Source organism: Microcoleus sp. S36a_B3, from assembly GCF_036700745.1.
Lineage (GTDB): Bacteria > Cyanobacteriota > Cyanobacteriia > Cyanobacteriales > Microcoleaceae > Microcoleus.
In genome coordinates this window covers 1-18,313 of sequence record NZ_JAUBPN010000012.1, presented here as the reverse complement: position 1 = coordinate 18,313, position 18,313 = coordinate 1, and the positions used below count along the sequence as shown (strand labels likewise).

At 43.6% G+C, this 18,313-nt stretch carries 17 protein-coding genes and 1 pseudogene; 8 read left to right on the top strand and 10 right to left on the bottom strand.

Annotation, left to right across the window (positions count from 1 at the left end):
- Positions 1 to 67: 67 nt before the first annotated feature.
- From QUA01_RS14745 to QUA01_RS14735, 3 genes are all read right to left on the bottom strand, one after another.
- Positions 68 to 709 carry a HEPN domain-containing protein gene (locus tag QUA01_RS14745; protein ID WP_333090349.1) on the bottom strand — a complete coding sequence of 214 codons (642 nt, stop codon included), beginning with the start codon at positions 707 to 709 and terminating at the stop codon, positions 68 to 70.
- A 13-nt stretch (positions 710 to 722) separates the two neighbouring features.
- Positions 723 to 1,982: a DUF262 domain-containing protein gene (locus tag QUA01_RS14740; RefSeq protein WP_333090348.1), complete on the bottom strand. Its 1,260-nt coding sequence runs from the start codon at positions 1,980 to 1,982 to the stop codon at positions 723 to 725.
- 252 nt (positions 1,983 to 2,234) lie between these two features.
- Positions 2,235 to 4,019 carry a metallophosphoesterase family protein gene (locus tag QUA01_RS14735; protein WP_333090347.1) on the bottom strand — a complete coding sequence of 595 codons (1,785 nt, stop codon included), beginning with the start codon at positions 4,017 to 4,019 and terminating at the stop codon, positions 2,235 to 2,237.
- A gap of 661 nt (positions 4,020 to 4,680) precedes the next feature.
- Here QUA01_RS14735 and QUA01_RS14730 point away from each other — a divergent pair.
- The gene (locus QUA01_RS14730) at positions 4,681 to 4,965 is read left to right on the top strand and encodes a hypothetical protein (RefSeq protein WP_194008076.1); all 285 of its coding nucleotides are present in this window, start codon (positions 4,681 to 4,683) and stop codon (positions 4,963 to 4,965) included.
- A gap of 239 nt (positions 4,966 to 5,204) precedes the next feature.
- Here the strand turns inward: QUA01_RS14730 and galT are convergent, their stop codons facing one another.
- The 3 genes from galT to QUA01_RS14715 form a co-directional block, all read right to left on the bottom strand.
- Positions 5,205 to 6,230, bottom strand: coding sequence for a galactose-1-phosphate uridylyltransferase (galT, locus tag QUA01_RS14725; RefSeq protein WP_333090344.1), 1,026 nt, complete (start codon positions 6,228 to 6,230; stop codon positions 5,205 to 5,207).
- Between the two features lie 483 nt (positions 6,231 to 6,713).
- Entirely contained in the window at positions 6,714 to 6,809 is a 96-nt protein-coding gene (locus tag QUA01_RS14720) for a CRISPR-associated endonuclease Cas2 (protein ID WP_333090342.1), read from the bottom strand.
- Positions 6,806 to 7,132 (bottom strand): ATP-dependent RNA helicase, encoded by a 327-nt coding sequence (locus QUA01_RS14715; RefSeq protein ID WP_333090341.1) that lies wholly within the window; start codon positions 7,130 to 7,132, stop codon positions 6,806 to 6,808. The genes QUA01_RS14720 and QUA01_RS14715 overlap by 4 nt, the downstream gene beginning before the upstream one ends.
- A gap of 164 nt (positions 7,133 to 7,296) precedes the next feature.
- Here QUA01_RS14715 and leuB point away from each other — a divergent pair, with 164 nt between their 5' ends.
- On the top strand, positions 7,297 to 8,382 hold the full coding sequence (leuB, locus tag QUA01_RS14710; RefSeq protein WP_333090339.1) for a 3-isopropylmalate dehydrogenase: 1,086 nt from the start codon (positions 7,297 to 7,299) through the stop codon (positions 8,380 to 8,382).
- 280 nt (positions 8,383 to 8,662) lie between these two features.
- Here the strand turns inward: leuB and QUA01_RS14705 are convergent, their stop codons facing one another.
- Positions 8,663 to 10,141, bottom strand: a complete 1,479-nt coding sequence (locus QUA01_RS14705) for a bifunctional orotidine-5'-phosphate decarboxylase/orotate phosphoribosyltransferase (RefSeq protein ID WP_333090337.1) — start codon at positions 10,139 to 10,141, stop codon at positions 8,663 to 8,665.
- Between the two features lie 221 nt (positions 10,142 to 10,362).
- On the opposite strand from QUA01_RS14705, the gene QUA01_RS27435 reads away from it, so the two are divergent.
- The 4 genes from QUA01_RS27435 (at position 10,363) to QUA01_RS14690 (ending at position 12,562) form a co-directional block, all read left to right on the top strand.
- Positions 10,363 to 10,485 (top strand): pentapeptide repeat-containing protein, encoded by a 123-nt coding sequence (locus QUA01_RS27435; RefSeq protein WP_369293279.1) that lies wholly within the window; start codon positions 10,363 to 10,365, stop codon positions 10,483 to 10,485.
- 64 nt (positions 10,486 to 10,549) lie between these two features.
- The gene (locus tag QUA01_RS14700; protein WP_333090335.1) at positions 10,550 to 10,687 is read left to right on the top strand and encodes a pentapeptide repeat-containing protein; all 138 of its coding nucleotides are present in this window, start codon (positions 10,550 to 10,552) and stop codon (positions 10,685 to 10,687) included.
- Between the two features lie 153 nt (positions 10,688 to 10,840).
- Complete coding sequence (locus QUA01_RS14695; RefSeq protein WP_333090332.1) at positions 10,841 to 11,551, top strand: DUF547 domain-containing protein; 711 nt, start codon at positions 10,841 to 10,843, stop codon at positions 11,549 to 11,551.
- A 582-nt stretch (positions 11,552 to 12,133) separates the two neighbouring features.
- Complete coding sequence (locus QUA01_RS14690; RefSeq protein WP_333090330.1) at positions 12,134 to 12,562, top strand: hypothetical protein; 429 nt, start codon at positions 12,134 to 12,136, stop codon at positions 12,560 to 12,562.
- A gap of 173 nt (positions 12,563 to 12,735) precedes the next feature.
- Here the strand turns inward: QUA01_RS14690 and QUA01_RS14685 are convergent, their stop codons facing one another.
- Positions 12,736 to 13,674: an SH3 domain-containing protein gene (locus QUA01_RS14685; RefSeq protein ID WP_333090329.1), complete on the bottom strand. Its 939-nt coding sequence runs from the start codon at positions 13,672 to 13,674 to the stop codon at positions 12,736 to 12,738.
- Between the two features lie 625 nt (positions 13,675 to 14,299).
- On the opposite strand from QUA01_RS14685, the gene QUA01_RS14680 reads away from it, so the two are divergent.
- A complete protein-coding gene (locus QUA01_RS14680; RefSeq protein WP_194067535.1) occupies positions 14,300 to 14,743 on the top strand; it encodes a hypothetical protein in 444 nt (147 codons plus the stop codon).
- Positions 14,744 to 15,090: 347 nt separating this feature from the next.
- Here the strand turns inward: QUA01_RS14680 and pheS are convergent, their stop codons facing one another.
- Positions 15,091 to 16,095 (bottom strand): phenylalanine--tRNA ligase subunit alpha, encoded by a 1,005-nt coding sequence (pheS, locus tag QUA01_RS14675; RefSeq protein ID WP_333090327.1) that lies wholly within the window; start codon positions 16,093 to 16,095, stop codon positions 15,091 to 15,093.
- A gap of 719 nt (positions 16,096 to 16,814) precedes the next feature.
- Between pheS and QUA01_RS14670 the strand changes: the two genes are divergently transcribed.
- Positions 16,815 to 17,933, top strand: coding sequence for a hypothetical protein (locus QUA01_RS14670; protein ID WP_333090325.1), 1,119 nt, complete (start codon positions 16,815 to 16,817; stop codon positions 17,931 to 17,933).
- A 302-nt stretch (positions 17,934 to 18,235) separates the two neighbouring features.
- Here QUA01_RS14670 and QUA01_RS27430 read toward each other — a convergent pair.
- Positions 18,236 to 18,313, bottom strand: a pseudogene (locus QUA01_RS27430) (D-galactonate transporter); the annotation flags it as partial.

Genomic DNA, 18,313 nt, shown 5'->3' with positions numbered 1-18,313 from the left:
CAAGCAGAGCACGGAAACGAGAAACCGAAAAAATTAAATCTTTGACAATTGCTGGAGGTTTATTCAATTATCTCATTAAATTATCGATCAGCTCATCCACCCTCAAAAGTTCTTGAATAATTTGCTCTACCCTCTGCAATTCATTTATAGGATTGAGAACTCTAATAGTTTTAGCAGATGTCGCTGAAGTATGTACCGCAACACCTCTTTCCTCCCCAAACGTATTCATCGTACCTAGCCAAGCAGAATCTAAATCATCGGTATCTATCCCTATTGGCAAAAGCAACGCCAGAAGGTTAGCTTCTTTAATTCCATGATTTTGGTCAATTACTCGCTTAAAACTCTTAATAGCTAAATCTATTTTTTTGTTTATTTTTATTTTTTCCTCCTTAACTTTTGTACTTCCCTTCGTTGGATTAAGTGTATCTGGCGGTACTTCCATCATTTGACCCGAAAAGGCAAGCAAACAGATTAAAGTATGGCAAGTCTTACCCTGGCTATCCCAATTATTTTTAGCATTAAGGGCGACTTCCCAAACTCTGTCCTCAAAATAAGCCTCAATTTCGGCATGAACGAAAACTCTGTAAGTAAGAGTTAATGCTAACTGCCGATCCGAATATAAACTTGTAGGGCTAACTTTAGGAATAAATTGTTTTTTTAATCTATTTAACTCCTTGGTTAGAGTCCGAAATCTCACTGATTTTGACATACCTATGAATAACTTACCTCAACCTCAAACCGTTAAATATAATACGGTTATCCACAAGTTCAGGTACATTAAACTTTACATCCAAAACCTTTAACAAAGCTTTGCCCCATAGTGAAAGACGAGTATGAGTTTCACGAATGCTAGTTGTGCTTTTCTCAACAGATTCTCTGAATTCGCTATTAGATGATGAACATAACTCTTTAAAAGCATTTGCCACAGCCACCGGATTCTTTTCAGCAGCGTCTCTAATAACTGGATATGAAAAATAAAAAACCATGACATCTAAAATGGCTCGATTAAACTTGCTTCGGTAAGTATTAGAACTACTTAACCACACACGAAATATATTTTCTTGTCCAAATATTTTAGTGGTTGTTTTCACTGCCTTTTCAAATTGGCTAACTGTATATCTGACCTCATTTTCTTTTTCTTTCCAATCTTTATTTAATTTTTTGCAAGTCATATCCAGGAACACTTTAAGATTACCGCGATACTCGGATAAGAAATGATGAAATCCTACATATCGCAGCAATAATTCGACATCGCGCATCCGAGGATCGGGATTTTTGGACTTAAGTATTTTTCTTAAAGCCGGATTTTCAATTGATTCATCATCTAAAAAATTGATAAAATCACCTGGATGTAATGCCTGCCTTAGTTCTTGTGGAGATAGCGGAGTATTTTCTACATTCAAACGTAGAAAAATTTTGTATAGTAAACTTTCTGTCTTCCAATTCCGAATCAATGTAGTACGAAGAGTTTGATTATCGAGTGCATCAAGTACAGAACTATGAATAAGATCGTTTTTTAGATCCTTATGGGTACAACCATTGAGTTCTGGCATAAATTCTAAGTCTTTCAAAGCAAAACTATCGTTAGTAGTTTCGCTCATCCCGTAAAATTGTAGAATCGTCAGCAAGCGTTGTTTGCCATCAAGGACTACAAATTTGCCGCGTCTTTTGTCTGGAGAAGCTAAAACTATTTCTGGAATAGGAAATCCTAGGAAAATTGATTCAATAAACCTACTTTTACGAGTTATATCCCAGGCATCTCGTCTTTGAAATCTGGGATTTAGTTGAATATTATCACGAACAAGTTGATCGAGTATGGTGGCTGTTGTCCAGTCATTTCCAGCCACAAGAATTTCGGATATCTCGTCTAATACTGATTTTGGGTTGCCATTAGATTCAAGCTCATCATCTAGAGCTTCATCTTCCTGCTCAAAGCTTACTTCTTCTTGTTCTTGTTTTTCCAAGAGTTTTAGTTCAGGCATGACTGTACTCTACTCGTGAGTTTAATTTGGATAGACTATGTATTACCTAAGTATAGCACAAGTCAAAAGACTGAAGTTTGCTCTTTACCGACAGCGAGAGTATTTTCTACCTAAATTATCAGTTTCGGAACTTCCCTAACCTGTTGAAATATTGTCGATTCGTGCGTCGCTGTAATATTTTACATCTTTATTTGGGGATGTCAATAGCGACGCACTCTACGAATATTTTGTAACTTAAGCAACTACCCAATTTCACGAATTTTTCAACTTAAACTCATCAAATTTTACAACATTTGACGTGGGTTTCCGCGTATCAAAATAATAGCTGCTAACCGTACCGTTCCCAGTTTCAAAAATACTGAAAGCCGTAAGATCGTTGCTCTCAATATACGGCAGCGGCAGCCCGGTTTTCCCCAACAAAGGCGCTACAGTCGGCACCACAGGTTCCAATCCGTTCGGGTCTCCAATAGCGCTGTAATCCTCCCGATATGCCGGCGGCACAAATCGGCGCTTTTCCCCTACAAACGCACCGTAACTGTTGCCTACATTAGAAGTCTCCAAAAAGTGCATTCCGCTGGAACTCACAAACCGATTCCACAAATGCGAGTGTCCGTACAATACCAACTGCACGCCCGCTGTTTCTAGCAGCGGCACCACATCCCGAATCAGATAATCTTGCTGTTTCGGATATTCGTAACGCACCATCTTAATCTCGCCATCCTCAGTGCGATCGACTATTTGTACCGGGTCAGTATAAGCAGGTACAATATTGTCGCCGAGAGAATGCGGCGGGTAGTGAAACATCACAATTTTATATTTTGCCTGCTGAAATTGGACACTGTTTAATTCTTTTTCCAGCCAAGTATATTGATCGCTGCCCTTGACAATTGGCTCGAAAATATGCTGTCCGTATCCCCATTTTTCGGGACGGTCAAAATCTTCGTCCCGTTCCCGATATCTGCCTCTGGCCTCCGGGTCTAAATTCGGAGTCCGCCAGATATTTGTAACATACAAAGTCACTAACCGCACGTCCCCAAAAGTCACGGCATAATAATTTTGGTCGCTTGGTAAGCTAAAAATTTCGTTGTAGGTATCGCTGTTAAAACTATTATTTTTTAACAAAACATCTTGATTTTTTACCCCATATTTTTGAGTGAGGTATGGATATATTTTCTGGACTGCAGCGCGGGGGAAAGCATCCTTAAACTGGTCGTTCAGGGTGCTGGTAGTTGAAAACCTCCCCATGATTTCATGGTTCCCAATTGCCGGAAATAAGGGCGCGTGCTGGATCAGTTCGCCGCCGCCGTACACTGTTTTGATGCCGTTTTTGTCGAGTTCCGAGAAGGCGCGGCCTTGCAAAGCCGGGAAAAAGGCGCGCCCTCGGTAGTCGTCGAACCATTCGGAAGCGCGATCGGCTATATTAATTAAATCCCCAGCCATGAAAACCGCGTCAACTTTATCAATTGTTTCTGTTACTTTCTGGAGATTGGCTGCTGTCATCGGCATCAATTGATGGTCGGAAGTGAGAAGGATTTTGAGCGGTATTCCTGCTGCTGGTGTCGGAGAAAGTGTAAAAACTTTGCTGCTGACAGATGTGCCGTCTTTTTTGTAGCTGGTTACTAGATAAGGAATCCGCACATCGGGCGTTAAATTGCGGACTTCTGCTTCATGCCGCCAGATGTCGCGCACAATGGGATTGTTGTTAGTTATTCCCTGTTTCATTTCATCGGGAATTTGCGAGTCTTTGTCTTCTCTGGTGCGGCTTAGCTTGGTAGTATTTGCTGCGACAGTTTTATTTAAGTTTTTTCCGTAACTAACAGTGTTGCGAGTACCTAGAAACTCGGTAAACCACACAACTCGCACCGAGTTTGCTGTGGGAAATTGCAGAAACGGGTCGGTTAAAAGTTGGGGTTTATTGAAGAATGATTGTACAATCAAACTTAGTAAGAGGACAATTAAAATCAAAACAGCAAAAAACCACAGGTTGCGAGAAGAACCTTGGGAAATTTCTGATTTATCTGGTAAGGGTGTTAACATAAGTTATTAGTTATTAGTTATTAGCTTGTAGGAAAGAGTTTCATTTGCCAAATAGAAATCCTAACAAATACATCTAAATCTGCCTTTTAAAAAATAAACTGCCAACGCTATCAAAAAGTTAAAAAATCAGTAAAATATCTCACATCTAACAAACCTCAACCATTTTTTCACATCTTCTCATCTCTGCATTCCCTTTCTCTGCATTCTCTTTCTCTGCGCCCTCTGCGTTCTCTGCGGTTCATAAAAAAAATACTTTGCACCAATTATTTAGACTTGCTACACACAAATCTTACCACCATCTGACACCTAAAATATCCAATAGAACAGACGGTTTATGGGTTGTAAAAGTTGGCAGGTTTCAAAGAGGAAGATGCTGATGTTTTGTGTTCTATTGCGGTAATTTTTCGCATGGCGCAGGCTGTCAACAATCCCCAAAAAAAGTTCGCGGAATGGTGCCCAAGTCTATTTTGCCGGAGGTAAAAATTTGTGAGCGCCAACTCTGAGGTGGTATGATAGCACGCGACTGAGTAAACAAGCTCGATCGCGATCGCACGAATTACACAAATTTATCACTGCGGTGGGTCGATCGCGATCGCACGAGCGTTAAAAATTCAGCTTAAGATTGGGATAAGTTGCAAATCTTATTTCAATCGAACTCAGCATGAAAAACCACACTGACGATTTTGCCAAACAGGATTTAGTCGATCGGGCTTTTGGAAGTCCAAACATCCCCGATCCCACAGCGTGGGTAGACGAACATTATTTTCTAGCTAATTTCGCCAATACTCTGGCCCACCTTCAAGAACATTTATCTGATGACAGTCGAGAAATCGGCGAGAGTGGCGACTCTGGCGAAGCGAGATTGTCGATCGACGGTAAAATTAGAGATATGTTGAAAGCTACTTTTAGCGATGACTGTTGGCAGTATGTCGAAGGTTTATTGTGAGTTGGGTCAACTTGTACCTCGATCGCTTTAGATCGCAAACTAAGCTGTACTGCATTTCAATTGTACATTAGACAAGATTGCAAAAATCCTCAACTCTTCAGGAAATTATTTGCGTTTATCTCGGTTTATTTGCTTGAAATGTGCGATCCTGTGACTTATGCCAGAGATGATTAAAACTCATCAAATCATCTGCTGTCTTGACCTCGGACATTTTTAAAATCCTTGTGATTTATTATACTTTAGGTTTCGCGTAAATTAAGATCGTCAGGAATTTTAATCGATCGCAAAAACTCGGCACTTTCCTCCGGCAAAGCACTATTGATAAACATCCCGCTACCCAACTCAAACCCAGCCTGCTTTGTGACTCTGGGAATAATTGCGATATACCAATGAAAGTATTTGGTTCCTTGTTCGGCAGTGGGAACCGATCGAATACTATAATTATAATCTGGATCGTTCAATCCGTAATAAAGCTGAGCGAGTACAGTTTTCAAAGTATCAGCAAGACCAATAATTTCCTCATCAGTAATATCATCAAACGAAGACGAATGCCGGCGCGGAAAAATCCAAATATGAAAGGGCGAAAGTGCAGCAAAAGGGATACAAGCGACAAAATCTTTGCTTTCAAAAATTACTCTCTCACGCGCCGCTAACTCATCTTCCAAAGTCCGGCAAAACAAACATTCTCCAGTGTCGTCAAAATATCTAATAGCTTCGTCGATCCGCCTGCGAAATTGGTTAGGCACAACGGGCGTAGCTGCTATTTGCGAGTGCGGATGTTCGATAGAAGTTCCGGCAGTTGGGCCGTGATTTTTAAAGATCACAATTGTTTCAATATAAGGATATTTTCTAATTTCTAAATAGCGCTGGCGGTATACTAAAAGTATGCTGGCAACTTCTTCAACGGTCAACAAAGCAGTAGTCAAATCATGTCGCGGGTGTTCGACAATTACTTCGTGAATGCCGATTCCCGACATCGTGCGGTAAATTCCTGATGATATCCTGAGCCGTTCTGCTGTCGGGGAGAGGGCGGGATATTTGTTAGCCATTGCTCTGACTTTCCAGCCAGTGTGCTCATCTGTCAAACGGCAAGTTTCTAAGGTTCCGTCTTCTTCGTTTCCCACACAAAACGGGCAATCGGCACGGTATGGCGGCACTGCTACAATCGTTTTTTTTGTGTTAGCAAATTTGTCCGGTCTTTTTGCCCGTTCGGTGGCGATGATTACCCAATCTCTGGTAATTAGATTTTGTCTAAGTTCAGACATTTTATTACTTTAATTTAAAAGGTTTAATCGTTTTTAAGTATAAATAAAAACTTGCATTATGTCAGTAGCTGGTTGCGGATATTTAATAAATCTTGATATTGAGGTGGGAAGGTATTAAAGAGATGGTGATGAATAAAGTTAACTAGAGCAATAGTGAATTGCCAAGAATTATGATAAAATAGATTCATCGCCACAGCTAGGAACTAATCTATGGTTCTCCAAATTAATCCCGCGAAACAAGAACCGGGGGCAGAGAAACCGGGTTTTTCACCTAATTAGTCTGCCCAAACCAAATATTTTCCCAAAAAACCTGGTTTCTAAACCTCCGAGTGCATAATTTTATCTAAAAAATTATTGCCCATTCCTCCCAATGTTTCTCAGAACTGTAAGTAATAGTCCGCCTCACCGAACCCGCATCTAAAACATAAATACACAGCGAATTCTACACCTGCTTAATCAACATTTAAATCTTCTGCTGAAGCTTCACAAAGTCAAAAAATACTCAAAAACACTGTACTGCATCCACCTTCGGTATCCACACAGCAACTTGTGCAGCCTAGTCCGCCGCTTGGGGATCACCAGCGGAGACTGTTAGCGATGGTTCTGATCGACACAACATAGATGAGTTTTTCGGGAAAATCGAGGTTTAGAGATTGGCTGAAGAGCAAAAGGGCGATCGCACTTTCCGTTTTTCCCGAACCCATCGCCACCCTCAGCAGCACATTTTCGCGGTTGAGAATTTGGCGGATTGTTTCTATTGGGAATTGTCGGGGTTGAAATCCAGTCAGCGCGCGAAAGTATTCGTTGATGTCAGTACCTGTATAGAATGTCTTCAGGGGCAAAAATCCCGTTTGTGCGATCGCGCACAGAAGCTGATATAATCCTAAGTTTCTGTACGCCATATTATATCCGCTCAACTACCATAATAAAAACGGTTTGTAGTCAGGACTTTAGTCCGCATCAATGCGAACACTTTAGCCCTCATTACAAACTAATTTTATGACGATCGTGCGAGCAGATATAATATAATTCCTCAAGAATCTACAATCAAAACCCCAAAATTGATATGACTCAAAACTACCGCATCACTCTTTTGCCGGGAGACGGCATCGGCCCGGAAATTATCGCTGTAGCGGTAGATGTCCTGAAACTTGTCGGCAAACAATTGGACATCCGCTTTGAATTTCAAACAGCATTAATAGGCGGCGCTGCTATTGACGAAACAGGCCATCCGCTGCCCGAAAAAACTATGGAAAAATGCCGCAACAGCGATGCAGTATTACTAGCAGCCATCGGCGGTTACAAGTGGGATAATTTGCCGCGCGAACAGCGCCCGGAAACAGGATTATTAGGAATGCGCGCCGGATTGGGATTGTTTGCAAATTTGCGTCCTGCAACTATTTTACCGCAATTAGTCGATGCTTCTTCCTTAAAAAAAGAAGTTGTCGAAGGCGTGGATATTATGGTAGTCCGCGAACTTACAGGCGGCATTTATTTCGGCAAACCCAAAGGCATTTTTGAGACAGAAACCGGGGAAAAACGCGGTGTAAATACAATGGCTTACACCGACTCGGAAATTGACAGAATCGGGCGAGTCGCTTTTGAGACTGCCAGGAAGCGCGGAAAAAGGCTATGTTCCGTTGATAAAGCGAATGTTTTGGATGTTTCGCAACTGTGGCGCGATCGCATCATTTCCCTTTCCCAAGAATATCCCGATGTCGAACTTTCTCACCTCTACGTTGACAACGCAGCAATGCAGTTAATTCGCTGGCCAAAACAGTTCGATACCATAGTCACCGGCAACTTATTCGGCGACATTCTTTCCGACGCGGCGGCGATGTTAACTGGTAGTATTGGAATGCTACCTTCTGCTAGTTTAGGAGCAAGCGGGCCTGGAGTTTTTGAACCAGTGCACGGTTCCGCGCCGGACATCGCCGGACAAGATAAAGCAAATCCCATCGCCCAAGTTTTAAGCGCGGCAATGATGTTGCGCTATGGGTTAAATCAGCCGGAAGCTGCTAATAAAATCGAGCAAGCAGTTATCAAAGTTTTGGATAAAAATTACCGCACGGGCGATATCATGTCAGAAGGCATGAAACAGGTCGGTTGTCGGGCGATGGGCGATGCTTTAATTGAAGTTTTGCAAGGTTAATTTCGCTGCGAGGGTGCTTCTTACCCTTTACTCGTTATATCAATTCCGGTTGCACTCATACATGATGTGAACTGTTAACTGTTAACAGTCAACAGTCAACAGTGAATTTACTATTCCGATCAAGAGAGGATTTGATATTACTCGTTCCCAGGCTCTGCCTGGGAACGCATTTCATGAGGCTCTGCCTCCATTAAAACAAAGCAAACGAGACAGAATTTTGGAGGCTCAGCCTCCAGATATCAATTACCAGGATCTGCCTGGTAATTATAAATTATATACTTTAACCTTCCGCAGTCAACATATTAAATTGCTCCGTATTAATGCGATTTGCTTGATACAAAATTTGAGCAATTTCTGAAAGCGCTAGTACAGAATGCGCGCGATAACCGTTGGTCTGCAATTTATCTTTTACACCCTGTTCGTGGTCGATCAAAACCACAATATCTTCTACATTTAACCCCGCAGATTTTAACTTGCCCGCACCTTCCATCACGCTTTTGCCACTAATCAAAATATCATCGACTACGACAATCGTTTCTCCCGCCTGAAAATGCCCTTCAATTAACTTACCCGCACCGTAAGTTTTCACTTCTTTGCGCGGAAAAATCATCGGGCGTTCCATCCGCAATGCTAAACCAGTTGCTGTGGGTAAAGAACCGTAGGGAATTCCGGCAATGCGATCGAATTTTAAATCCTTGAGAATGTCTGCATAGGCGCTGACAATTTGATGAAAGATTTGCGGAATTGAGATGATTTTTCGCAAGTCGATGTAATAGGGAAATACTGCGCCCGATGCTTGTACGTGGTCGCCAAAAACTACGCAGCCGATGTCATAAAGTTGCAAGATTAAATCGCGGTTGGGTTCTGGTTGCAAAAAACACACGTCGGGCAGCCACAATTCGCAAGTTGGACTGCCTGCGATCGCCCGCAGCCTCTGTTCGTTAATTTTATCCCGCAATTTCTCAATTTCTCGGCGCGGCTCTTGTTTCGCGAACAAACTCGGAGGAATTGGCAGCAATAAATCCTCACCATTCTTGCTTAAACCGGCCGCCAGCAGTTGTACGAGGTCGTTCTCTTCTGCGATGTCATTTTCTTCGGCGATGTCTCCTTCAACTAAAATCAGCCGTTCTGGAGCCGCTTGGCGGATACGCGCCAACAAATCGGGCATTACTCCTACTTCCAAACCGAGTTTTTCGGGAGTTCCCCAAGTCTGAGAGAGTCGGACTAATTGCAAGTACAAAGGGTTGTCTGCTGTCGGGTATTCTTGCAACGCGGCGGCTGACGGGTTGGCAGTGGCACAGAGGACAAAAACAGTTTTTCCGGGATATAATAAAAATGGTGCTACTTCGTCGAATCCGGCATAGGGACTTAGAGTAATAGCGTCAAATTGCCAGTCTTCAAATACGGTTTTGGCAAACACTCCGCTGGTGTTTAAATCGCTGTGTTTGGCATCTAAAATTACGGGAATATGGCGGGGAATTATTGTTAAAATTTGTTGCAGCAGTTCCCAGCCGGGGATGCCGAGAGATTGATAAAAACCGAGGGTGAGTTTGCAGGCACAAATTAAATCGGCTGTTTGGTCGATCGCACTTTTGAACCTTGCCAACAAATCAGTCACAAAACTTTGAATTTCTTCTCCAGTCATCGAAACCAGCGCCGGCAAGGTTTCTGGGTCTGGATCTAGGGCTAAATACAGCAAACTTTGATTGCTTTCAACAGCCGCTAACAGTTTATCGAAAAAGTGGCTTTTATTGGTCATATTTGGTAGGGGAGGTAAGGGGAAATACAAATTTGACTCAAAAACTGGGATTGGTGTTGTGCCGCAATCAACCGAGCTCCGTTGAAGTTTAAATTAAGAATCTTTTATAATTGTAGAAGGTAAAGACCATGAAATCTGTAACTTTTGGAGCAGTTTTATTTGGACTGCTTTTCGGGTTGGCCGCAGGGGTGATTGCAGGTAATCTTCAGCAACTAAATTAGTTGCTGCAAACTAACCAGTGTCGCGGATGCGATTTGAGAAGCATTCCCCTGCCACAAGCTAGTTTAGTAAATGCCGATTTGCAAGGGGCGGATTTGATATCGTTTCCGGTTGCATCGGAATGATGTTGACTGTTGACTGTTGACTGTTAACTGTTAATTTACTATTCCGATGAAGCGAGGATTTGATATGAGAGGTGCAAATCTCAGAGAAGCTAATTTATCCAGGGCAAATTTCAGCGGGGCTTTTTTGCGACAAGCTAATTTAATTGGGGCAGATTTGACCGGGCCAAATTTGGATAATGCTAAGCTAAAAGGGGCGACTTAGGTTGACGGTAGTATCAAATAAGCTGTACTGTATTTAAATTTAACTTTTGGGCTGCGTCGGAATACCTAGTTTACTCATTGTTTAAAAAAAATAAGCGTACAAATAGAACTAGAACCTAAAGCAATATCCGCCTTAGAATGTGGATGGTAATGAATGATAAATTCGATCGACTTTTCGACTTGGGACGACTTGCTGCAACGCTACGTTGATGCTGGGGGCCGTGTTAATTATGGGCGCTGGAAAGCTGAGGGGGCAGATGTTTTGAGCGCTTGGCTGGCAACTTTGGCAGATGTAGATTTAGCTGCTGTTACGGATGCGGATGCGCGGCTGGCGTTGTGGCTGAATGCGTACAATGCGATCGCAATTTCTCAAGTTCTCGAAGTATACCCGATCGCGTCCATCCGTCCCAAAATTTTAGGAATTCCGAATTGGCTAGCTTTTTTGGATTTCTTCACCCGTTCAAACTCGATTATTGGCGGCAAAAAGTACAGTCTCAATCAAATCGAACACGCAATTTTGCGGCCCTCCTTTGCGGAAGCGCGCATTCATTTTGCCTTAGTTTGCGCTGCACTCGGGTGTCCGCTGTTGCGTCGCGGCGCTTATTTTCCAGAGTCGGTACGGGCGCAACTAGAGGCTGATACCAGCAGTTTTATTCGCAATCCCGATAAGGTGCGGTACGATGCTGCGAAAAAGACGCTTTATTTGAGCAAAATTTTTGAGTGGTACGGGGAGGATTTTGTGCAGGCGGCGGGTTCGGTGGCTGAGTATGCGGGCGGTTATTTGAGGCCGGAGGTGGCTGTGGATGATGAATGGGCGATCTTTTTTTTGCCTTACGATTGGAGTTTAAATCAAGTTGAGATTTGAGATTTTCCCAAAGCAGCAGTTATTTTTGATGGTTGATATATAGCCTTTCTCGTAAAGATGAGGTATGTCCGGTAATTGGTAATTGGGAATTGGGAATTGGGCATTGGGCATTGGGAATCGCAAGTGCCTATAGAACCCATTTGATATCTATTCTGCGTAAATCTCAGAAACCGGGTTTCTCTCTATATTTATCGTCATCCAAAAACTCCAAGAATACCCGGTTTCTCGCCCCTTGCGTAAATCTCAGAAACCAGTTTTTATCTATATTTCTCGTCATCCAAAAACTCAAAGATGTCAAATGGGTTCTATAGACAAAGCTGCATAAATATTTGATTGATGAGTTAACCGCAGATTTCAAGCGGATAAACACTGATGGACGCAGATAATTTAATATAGTCTGCCAATGAGTTTCAACAGTTGACAGCTTGCTTGTTGACAGTTACCTCTTCCTTCCGCGAAGAGGTTTGCGGGTGAGGGAAATTAATTTTTCCATTCTTCCGACAAGGGGGAAGCTTTAAACCCATTTTTTCTGGTCAAAAGCAGGATTTTAGCCTGCGCTACAAAAGTTATTGGAGATGTCTAATGAACAAATCTACTCTCGCTCGATCGCTCTTTTTCCTGTCTGTGTTCGCCTGCATCCAAATTCCCGCCGCAGCATTTTCGCAACCTGCAACTCGCTCTGGCTACGAAACAATTAATCCTAAACGGTTCATAACCGATCGCAAAATTACGGTTTCCAACCCCAAAGATATCGCAGCCAAACTCTTTATTCTCGATCGAGAATCTGAAGGCAGAAAAAGCGATGGCATTTTGGTTGAATATCCCACGCGAGAAACCGCCGTAATTGTTCATACAGTCGTCGGCTTGGCTGACGATTCTGTTGCGGGAATGCGCCACCGCATCGAACTCAGGCTCAGGCAAAATAAGTGGGAAATTGTCTGGATTGGCCGACAATCGAAGTGTCAGCCAAATCGCGGACACCAAAATTGGGCAAGCGGCCGCTGTAAGTAGAAAGATCGATCGGCTTTTTGCTCAGTACCAATCAGCGCCCGGAGAAACCGCACCGCAACAAGATGAATCACCCACAATTAAATTGGTTTGTAGTAAGGACAAAGAGTCCTTATTCGCTCAAATGCGGTTGAGAAGACTCAAATCCTCACTACAAACCGATCGAACTTCTCAGTTTACTTGCACATGATCAAATTTCCAGCCGAGATAAATCCCGGAACAGGCCCTGAAATCTCAACCCAGTTGCGGTTTTCTCCATTCTTGTCTTTCACTAACTGGAAATTCGGCACAAGCGTTACTTGACCGTTAGCTGCTACGCCACCTTTAATCGCAGCAGTCTTTGAAGGCTCTGCGCGAATAGCCAGACCCTTGGGCGCTACCCGAGGTTCTACCTGGCGGCACAGACTGACGGGGCCTGTCGCTGCTGGTGCTGGTGTCGCTGCGGGCGCTGGTGTCGCTGCGGGCGCTGGTGTCGCTGCGGGCGCTGGTGTCGCTGCTGGTGCTGGTGTTGGTGCGGGCGCTGGTGTCACTGCTGGTGCTGGTGTTGGTGCGGGCGCTGGTGCGGGCGCTGGTGAGGGCGCTGGTGCTGGCGTTGGTGCGGGCGCTGGTGAGGGCGCTGGCGTTGGTGAGGGCGCTGGCGTTGGTGCCGGTGCTGGTGCGGGTGCTGGTGCGGGCGCTGGACTTGGGGAAGGATTTTGACTAATTGTGCAGGAAGCTATATTAGCCTCGTTGTTGGGGTATCCGGTAGCAATGTATCCTTTTACCGGAGAGGTAATTTGAATCCAGAGGCGACCGTCGGAGGCTTTAACAGAAGTCGCACCTTGGAACAGTGTTATCTGAGTATTCATTGCTACACCGCCCACTCTTGGGGATTTGGGGTCTGGGTTCTGACGAACGGTCAAACCTTCTTTGGGAGTGACTTTGCGGCAAAGGGGGCCTGTTTGGGCTATTTGAAAGGTGGCGCTGTTTTCAAAGGAAATATTTTCAGCATCCTGACTGGTGGTGGATATGGGTGGGGCAGCATGACCGATCGCCTGAGCCTGCAAACTTCCGGCTACAAGTGCGATCGCGCCCAGCAATACAGCGGGCTTGTTCCAGCAATTCAAGTTTTTCATCCGTTCAACTCCTCATCTCATCAAAACCATTATCTTTATTGGAGGTCAATATAGCAAAAAAATCGATTTGTATTCCATAAAAATGTTTTACATAACATTGTTTATCCTTTTTACTAAAATTTTATTCAAAAAAATTAATCTTTGCTGAATTAAGCCAAGACAAATTAAGGTGCTGCACCTGTCAATTGCTGGCTATCTTAGAACCGGAGAGGGAAAAGGGAAAAGGGGGAGGCTCAACAGTCAACAGTTAACAGTAGCTTAAATGCGTGAGTGTCGATCGCACCTCAGTCGATCTAGCCACCAAAAGTCCCAATCGCTAGCATTCCTGAAAATTCCCTAATCTGCAGATATAAAGTCAACTGTTTAATCGCCCATCACAAATCACAAATCTAAAATAGACTGTTGAAACCCGCCAAATCTGGTATTTGGAGTCTATTCTAATAATTTCCAATCTAAAATCTAAAATCTAAAATCTAAAATAGATAGACTGATGTTTTTTGTTTCAATCTATCAAAAGACTGATCTTTTTAAATAGAGCGTCGTTGCATAAGCTCTATCTAGAGAATGGTTCAGTCGATCGCTGCGATAGGGTAGAAATAGAATGTCAAACTTCAATTTTTAATCTATGAAACTGAATTATTTTACCAAAGGGCTTTCGACTGTCGGGCGCTATCTAGCTGCAACCGTGCTTTGCGTATCAGCAATGGCATTTGTTTGGCAGGGTGCGTATTTCTCGAACACCGCAGCCCTAGCCTCTCCTGCTATAAACTCCATCGCAGCAGCAGATATTGGCGATAACGTGCAAGACAAAGCCAGCAAAGATGCTGGACGCACCAAGAATTTCATCAAAGATACAGAAGAAAAAGTTAAGGACGCCGCCAAGACAAATGCCGCCAAAGTCGATCGAGCATCGGATAATGGTAGTTTCGTAGAGCGCAAAGCGAAGGAAGATGCAGCTACGATTGAGAAAAGAGCCGAAGAAGATTCTGCTCGCACTCAAGAAGCAGTAGATAACACCAAGAACGCTGTCGAGCGCGTTGTTGACAGCATCAAGGATGCTTTTAACTAGACAATCAATAATATAGTGTTGGCTCGCTCCACCACTGTCAAACTGGTTCGTAGTCAGGACTTTAGTCCTTTTTGCCCCAAATACTAAAGTCCTCACTAAAAACCAAAAGTATTAAAGGTTCGTAGTGAGGACTTTAGTCATTCTTTTTAAGGTTTGATCGTTCGGAATGCGAGTCCTTCTTTTCCCAAATACTAAAGTCCTAACTAAAAACCAATCCAATTCGGGTGAAACTCTTCAGACATCAGAGCGTGTTTTTTCGCCCTTTTCTCATACCTGGAAACCAACAGCATCACTCTGCATTTAGCCAAACCTCCAAACAGAGCCTCAAACCGATCGCAATTCATCATTTAAAATTGCCGCAAAAAGCGCAAATCGCTAGAATAAACCCGGCGAATATCGTCAATTTCATAAAGTACCATTGCGAACCGCTCCACACCAAAACCCGCCGCAAATCCAGTATATTTTTCTGGATCTAAACCGACTCCTTTAAGAACATTCGGATCGACCGCGCCGCAGCCCAAAACTTCTAGCCATTTGCCGTTCCACTGCAAATCAACTTCAGCAGAAGGTTCTGTAAACGGAAAGTAACTCGTGCGGAAACGAATCGGCAAATCTTGCCCAAACATTTGCCGCAAAAACTCTTTAATTGTGCCTTTTAAGTCAGTAAATGTCAGGCCTTCACCGATCGCTAAAAGTTCGATTTGGTGAAAAACTGCTGCGTGAGTAGCATCCACAGTATCGCGGCGGTAAACGCGGCCGGGAGAAACAATCCGAATCGGCGGTTTGTGCTGTTCCATGTAGCGAATTTGCACCGATGATGTCTGAGTCCGCAGCAAGTCGCCTCCCGGCAGATAAAATGTATCTTGCATATCCCGCGCCGGGTGGTCGGGCGGGGTGTTCAGCGCCTCAAAGTTGTAATAATCTGTTTCCATTTCCGGGCCGTTGGCGACGGTGTAGCCGAGACCGACAAAAATATCGAGAGCGCGGTCTATGACGGCGTTTAAGGGGTGAACGCGGCCTTGGGGGCGAAAAATCCCCGGCATGGTGACATCGAGGGTTTCTGAGGCTAATTTGGCTTGGATTTGGGCAGTTTGGAGGCCGGCGCGTTTGTCTTCTAAGTCGGCTTGCAGGGCTTCTTTTACCGTATTGGCGATCGCGCCTACTTTGGGCCGCTGATCTGGCGACAGTTTGCCCATCATGCCTAAAATCTGAGATAGTTGGCCTTTTTTGCCAAGGTAGCCGACGCGCAACTGTTCGAGTTGTTCGAGGGTATTCGCCGTGGCGATCGCACTTTTGGACTCTTGACCGAGGATTTCTAGTTGAGTTTCAATATCGCTTAGTTGGACAGTCATCTTGATTTTAGATTTTAGATCTGAGATTTTAGATTGAAGGCTGTTTTGAACCAAGCTGAGTTTACCGCAATCTTGGCACTACCGGCTTGTATATTTGAGATTTTAGAACAAACCTTGAAAAATGGGCACTGCGGGCGATCGTTAGTCATTAGTCATTAGTTAACAGTCAACAGTCAACAGTCAACAGTGTCACCGGAATTGTTGATACAATTAATCTGCGTTAATCTGTATTTATCAGCCCTCATCTGCGGTTTAAAAAAAAGATAATTTATCACCGCAGATGACAATTGATTGACGCCGATTCACGCAGATGCAGAGAAATCATTAGTCAATTGTAAAATCCTGTCAACAGTCAACAATCACTGACGTTGCAACCAGGGTAAACGCATCTTGGTAGACAATGCTGTGCGTGTGAGTTTGTGCGCGATCGCAATTATCGATTTTAGCCGGTTTAGCCACCCGATCGACCGCGCGACATTATTTTGGGTATTTTTGCTTAGGCGATCGTGGATGGGGCGATCGACCTTTCGGCTCAAATCCGCTGAAATATAAAGTATTGCGGGTATGCAGACAGCAGTGGGCCTTCCTGCGGATATCGGTAACAGTCGATCGAATTTGAATTCAATTGCCGACAACTCAAGAGAATCTATTAAGATATATAGACTTGCCCAAATCTTGCCAGTTCAAGATTGCAAGTTCAGACTCTACTGGAGCTTCTCATGTTAGCCGAGCTAATCTCTTCCAGACGCATACTCAAAGCCAAACTCCTCGACTTCTTAGGACTTCCCGAAAATTGCGAAGACAAAACAGATAACATCGTCAACCGAATTGTATCCGTACTAGAAATAAACGCAGCCGAACAACAAAGATTTTTGGAGACATTCAAAAGTGAATTAGCCGTCGCTCCGGTAGAATTAGAAGCAATGCTCAAGTGTTCGCCAGCAGAACGGCAGCAGTGGATCGAACAAGGCAAACTTCCTATTTTAGAATACCGCTCTTTCCTCAAATCTGGAATTCATTTAGAATATCCCGTTCACGACAGAAGATTCATCTTAACTCTCACGCCAGCAGACATTAACAACTGGCGCAAAGAGCCCAAAGCGCCGCTCAAAACTAATGGCCAAACAGCGGCTGCTGTCAGTACAAAAAACCCCGAAGAAAACGAACAATCCCGAATAGCTTTTAGTTCAGCTTGGGAAAAAATAATTGCCGACTGGAAAGAACAAGGTTCGGCGGAAATTTCTGCAACCTTCCAGCTAGCTTACTGGACAGTTTGGGCATCACGGTGGGCAAAAGAAAATCAGATCAAAAGTCAAGGAAGTGAATCTAAGAAAATCTACGAAACTCACCAGCAGGAATGGTACCACCGCAAAAATCAAGCAGTTAAGTTACTGATTGAAATGCCCTACGCCATGCTTTACTTTTATCGTCCTCCCGATGGTGACAAATTATATCTGGAACTGTGCGACGACCACCAGGATATGATGAAAGATGACTACTATTGGGACAAGTGGGAGTTTTTTAATCAGAATCGCAAACTGGTAAATAGATGCCGCGAATGCGTGTACTGCGAAACCAAAGATTATTACTCGCTTTACTATCTCGAAATCAAGAGCGATAAGTTTCCCGATTTTAGTTTTTCTTACCACACGCCGTACACCATCGGCCGAAAATTTTTGCCGCATCCCGAAACGCTTCCTCCCGTTGACCACGTAGAACAAGACGGCATTTTTCGCTTTGGCCGCCCGCTGCTACAACAAGAAAAAGTTATTCACACAGAAAAGGATGTGTTGCTCAAGTTTGAGGCGGCTTTGGCTGAGGCCAAAAAGTTTGTTTAGTCAGTAGTCAGTAGTCAGTAGTCATTAGTCAGTAGTCATTAGTCAGTAGTCAGTAGTCAGCAGTCAGTAGTCATTAGTCATTAGTCATTGGTTTAAAAGTAGAGTAATGTGCACGCGCGCCGACTTGAGAAACCCGGTTTCTTTTAATATTTATCGTCACTCAACCCACAACTTGTAAAAGCCCGGTTTCTTGTTCGCGCACTCACGACCAGAGAAACCGGGTTTCTTTCAATATTTATCGTTGCTGTTACGAATAATCGTAGAAAACCGGTTTCTTACCGTGATAGATCCGTCCGTTACTACTAACCAATAACCAATAACCAATAACCAATAACCAATAACCAATAACCAATAACCAATAACCAATAACCAATAACCAA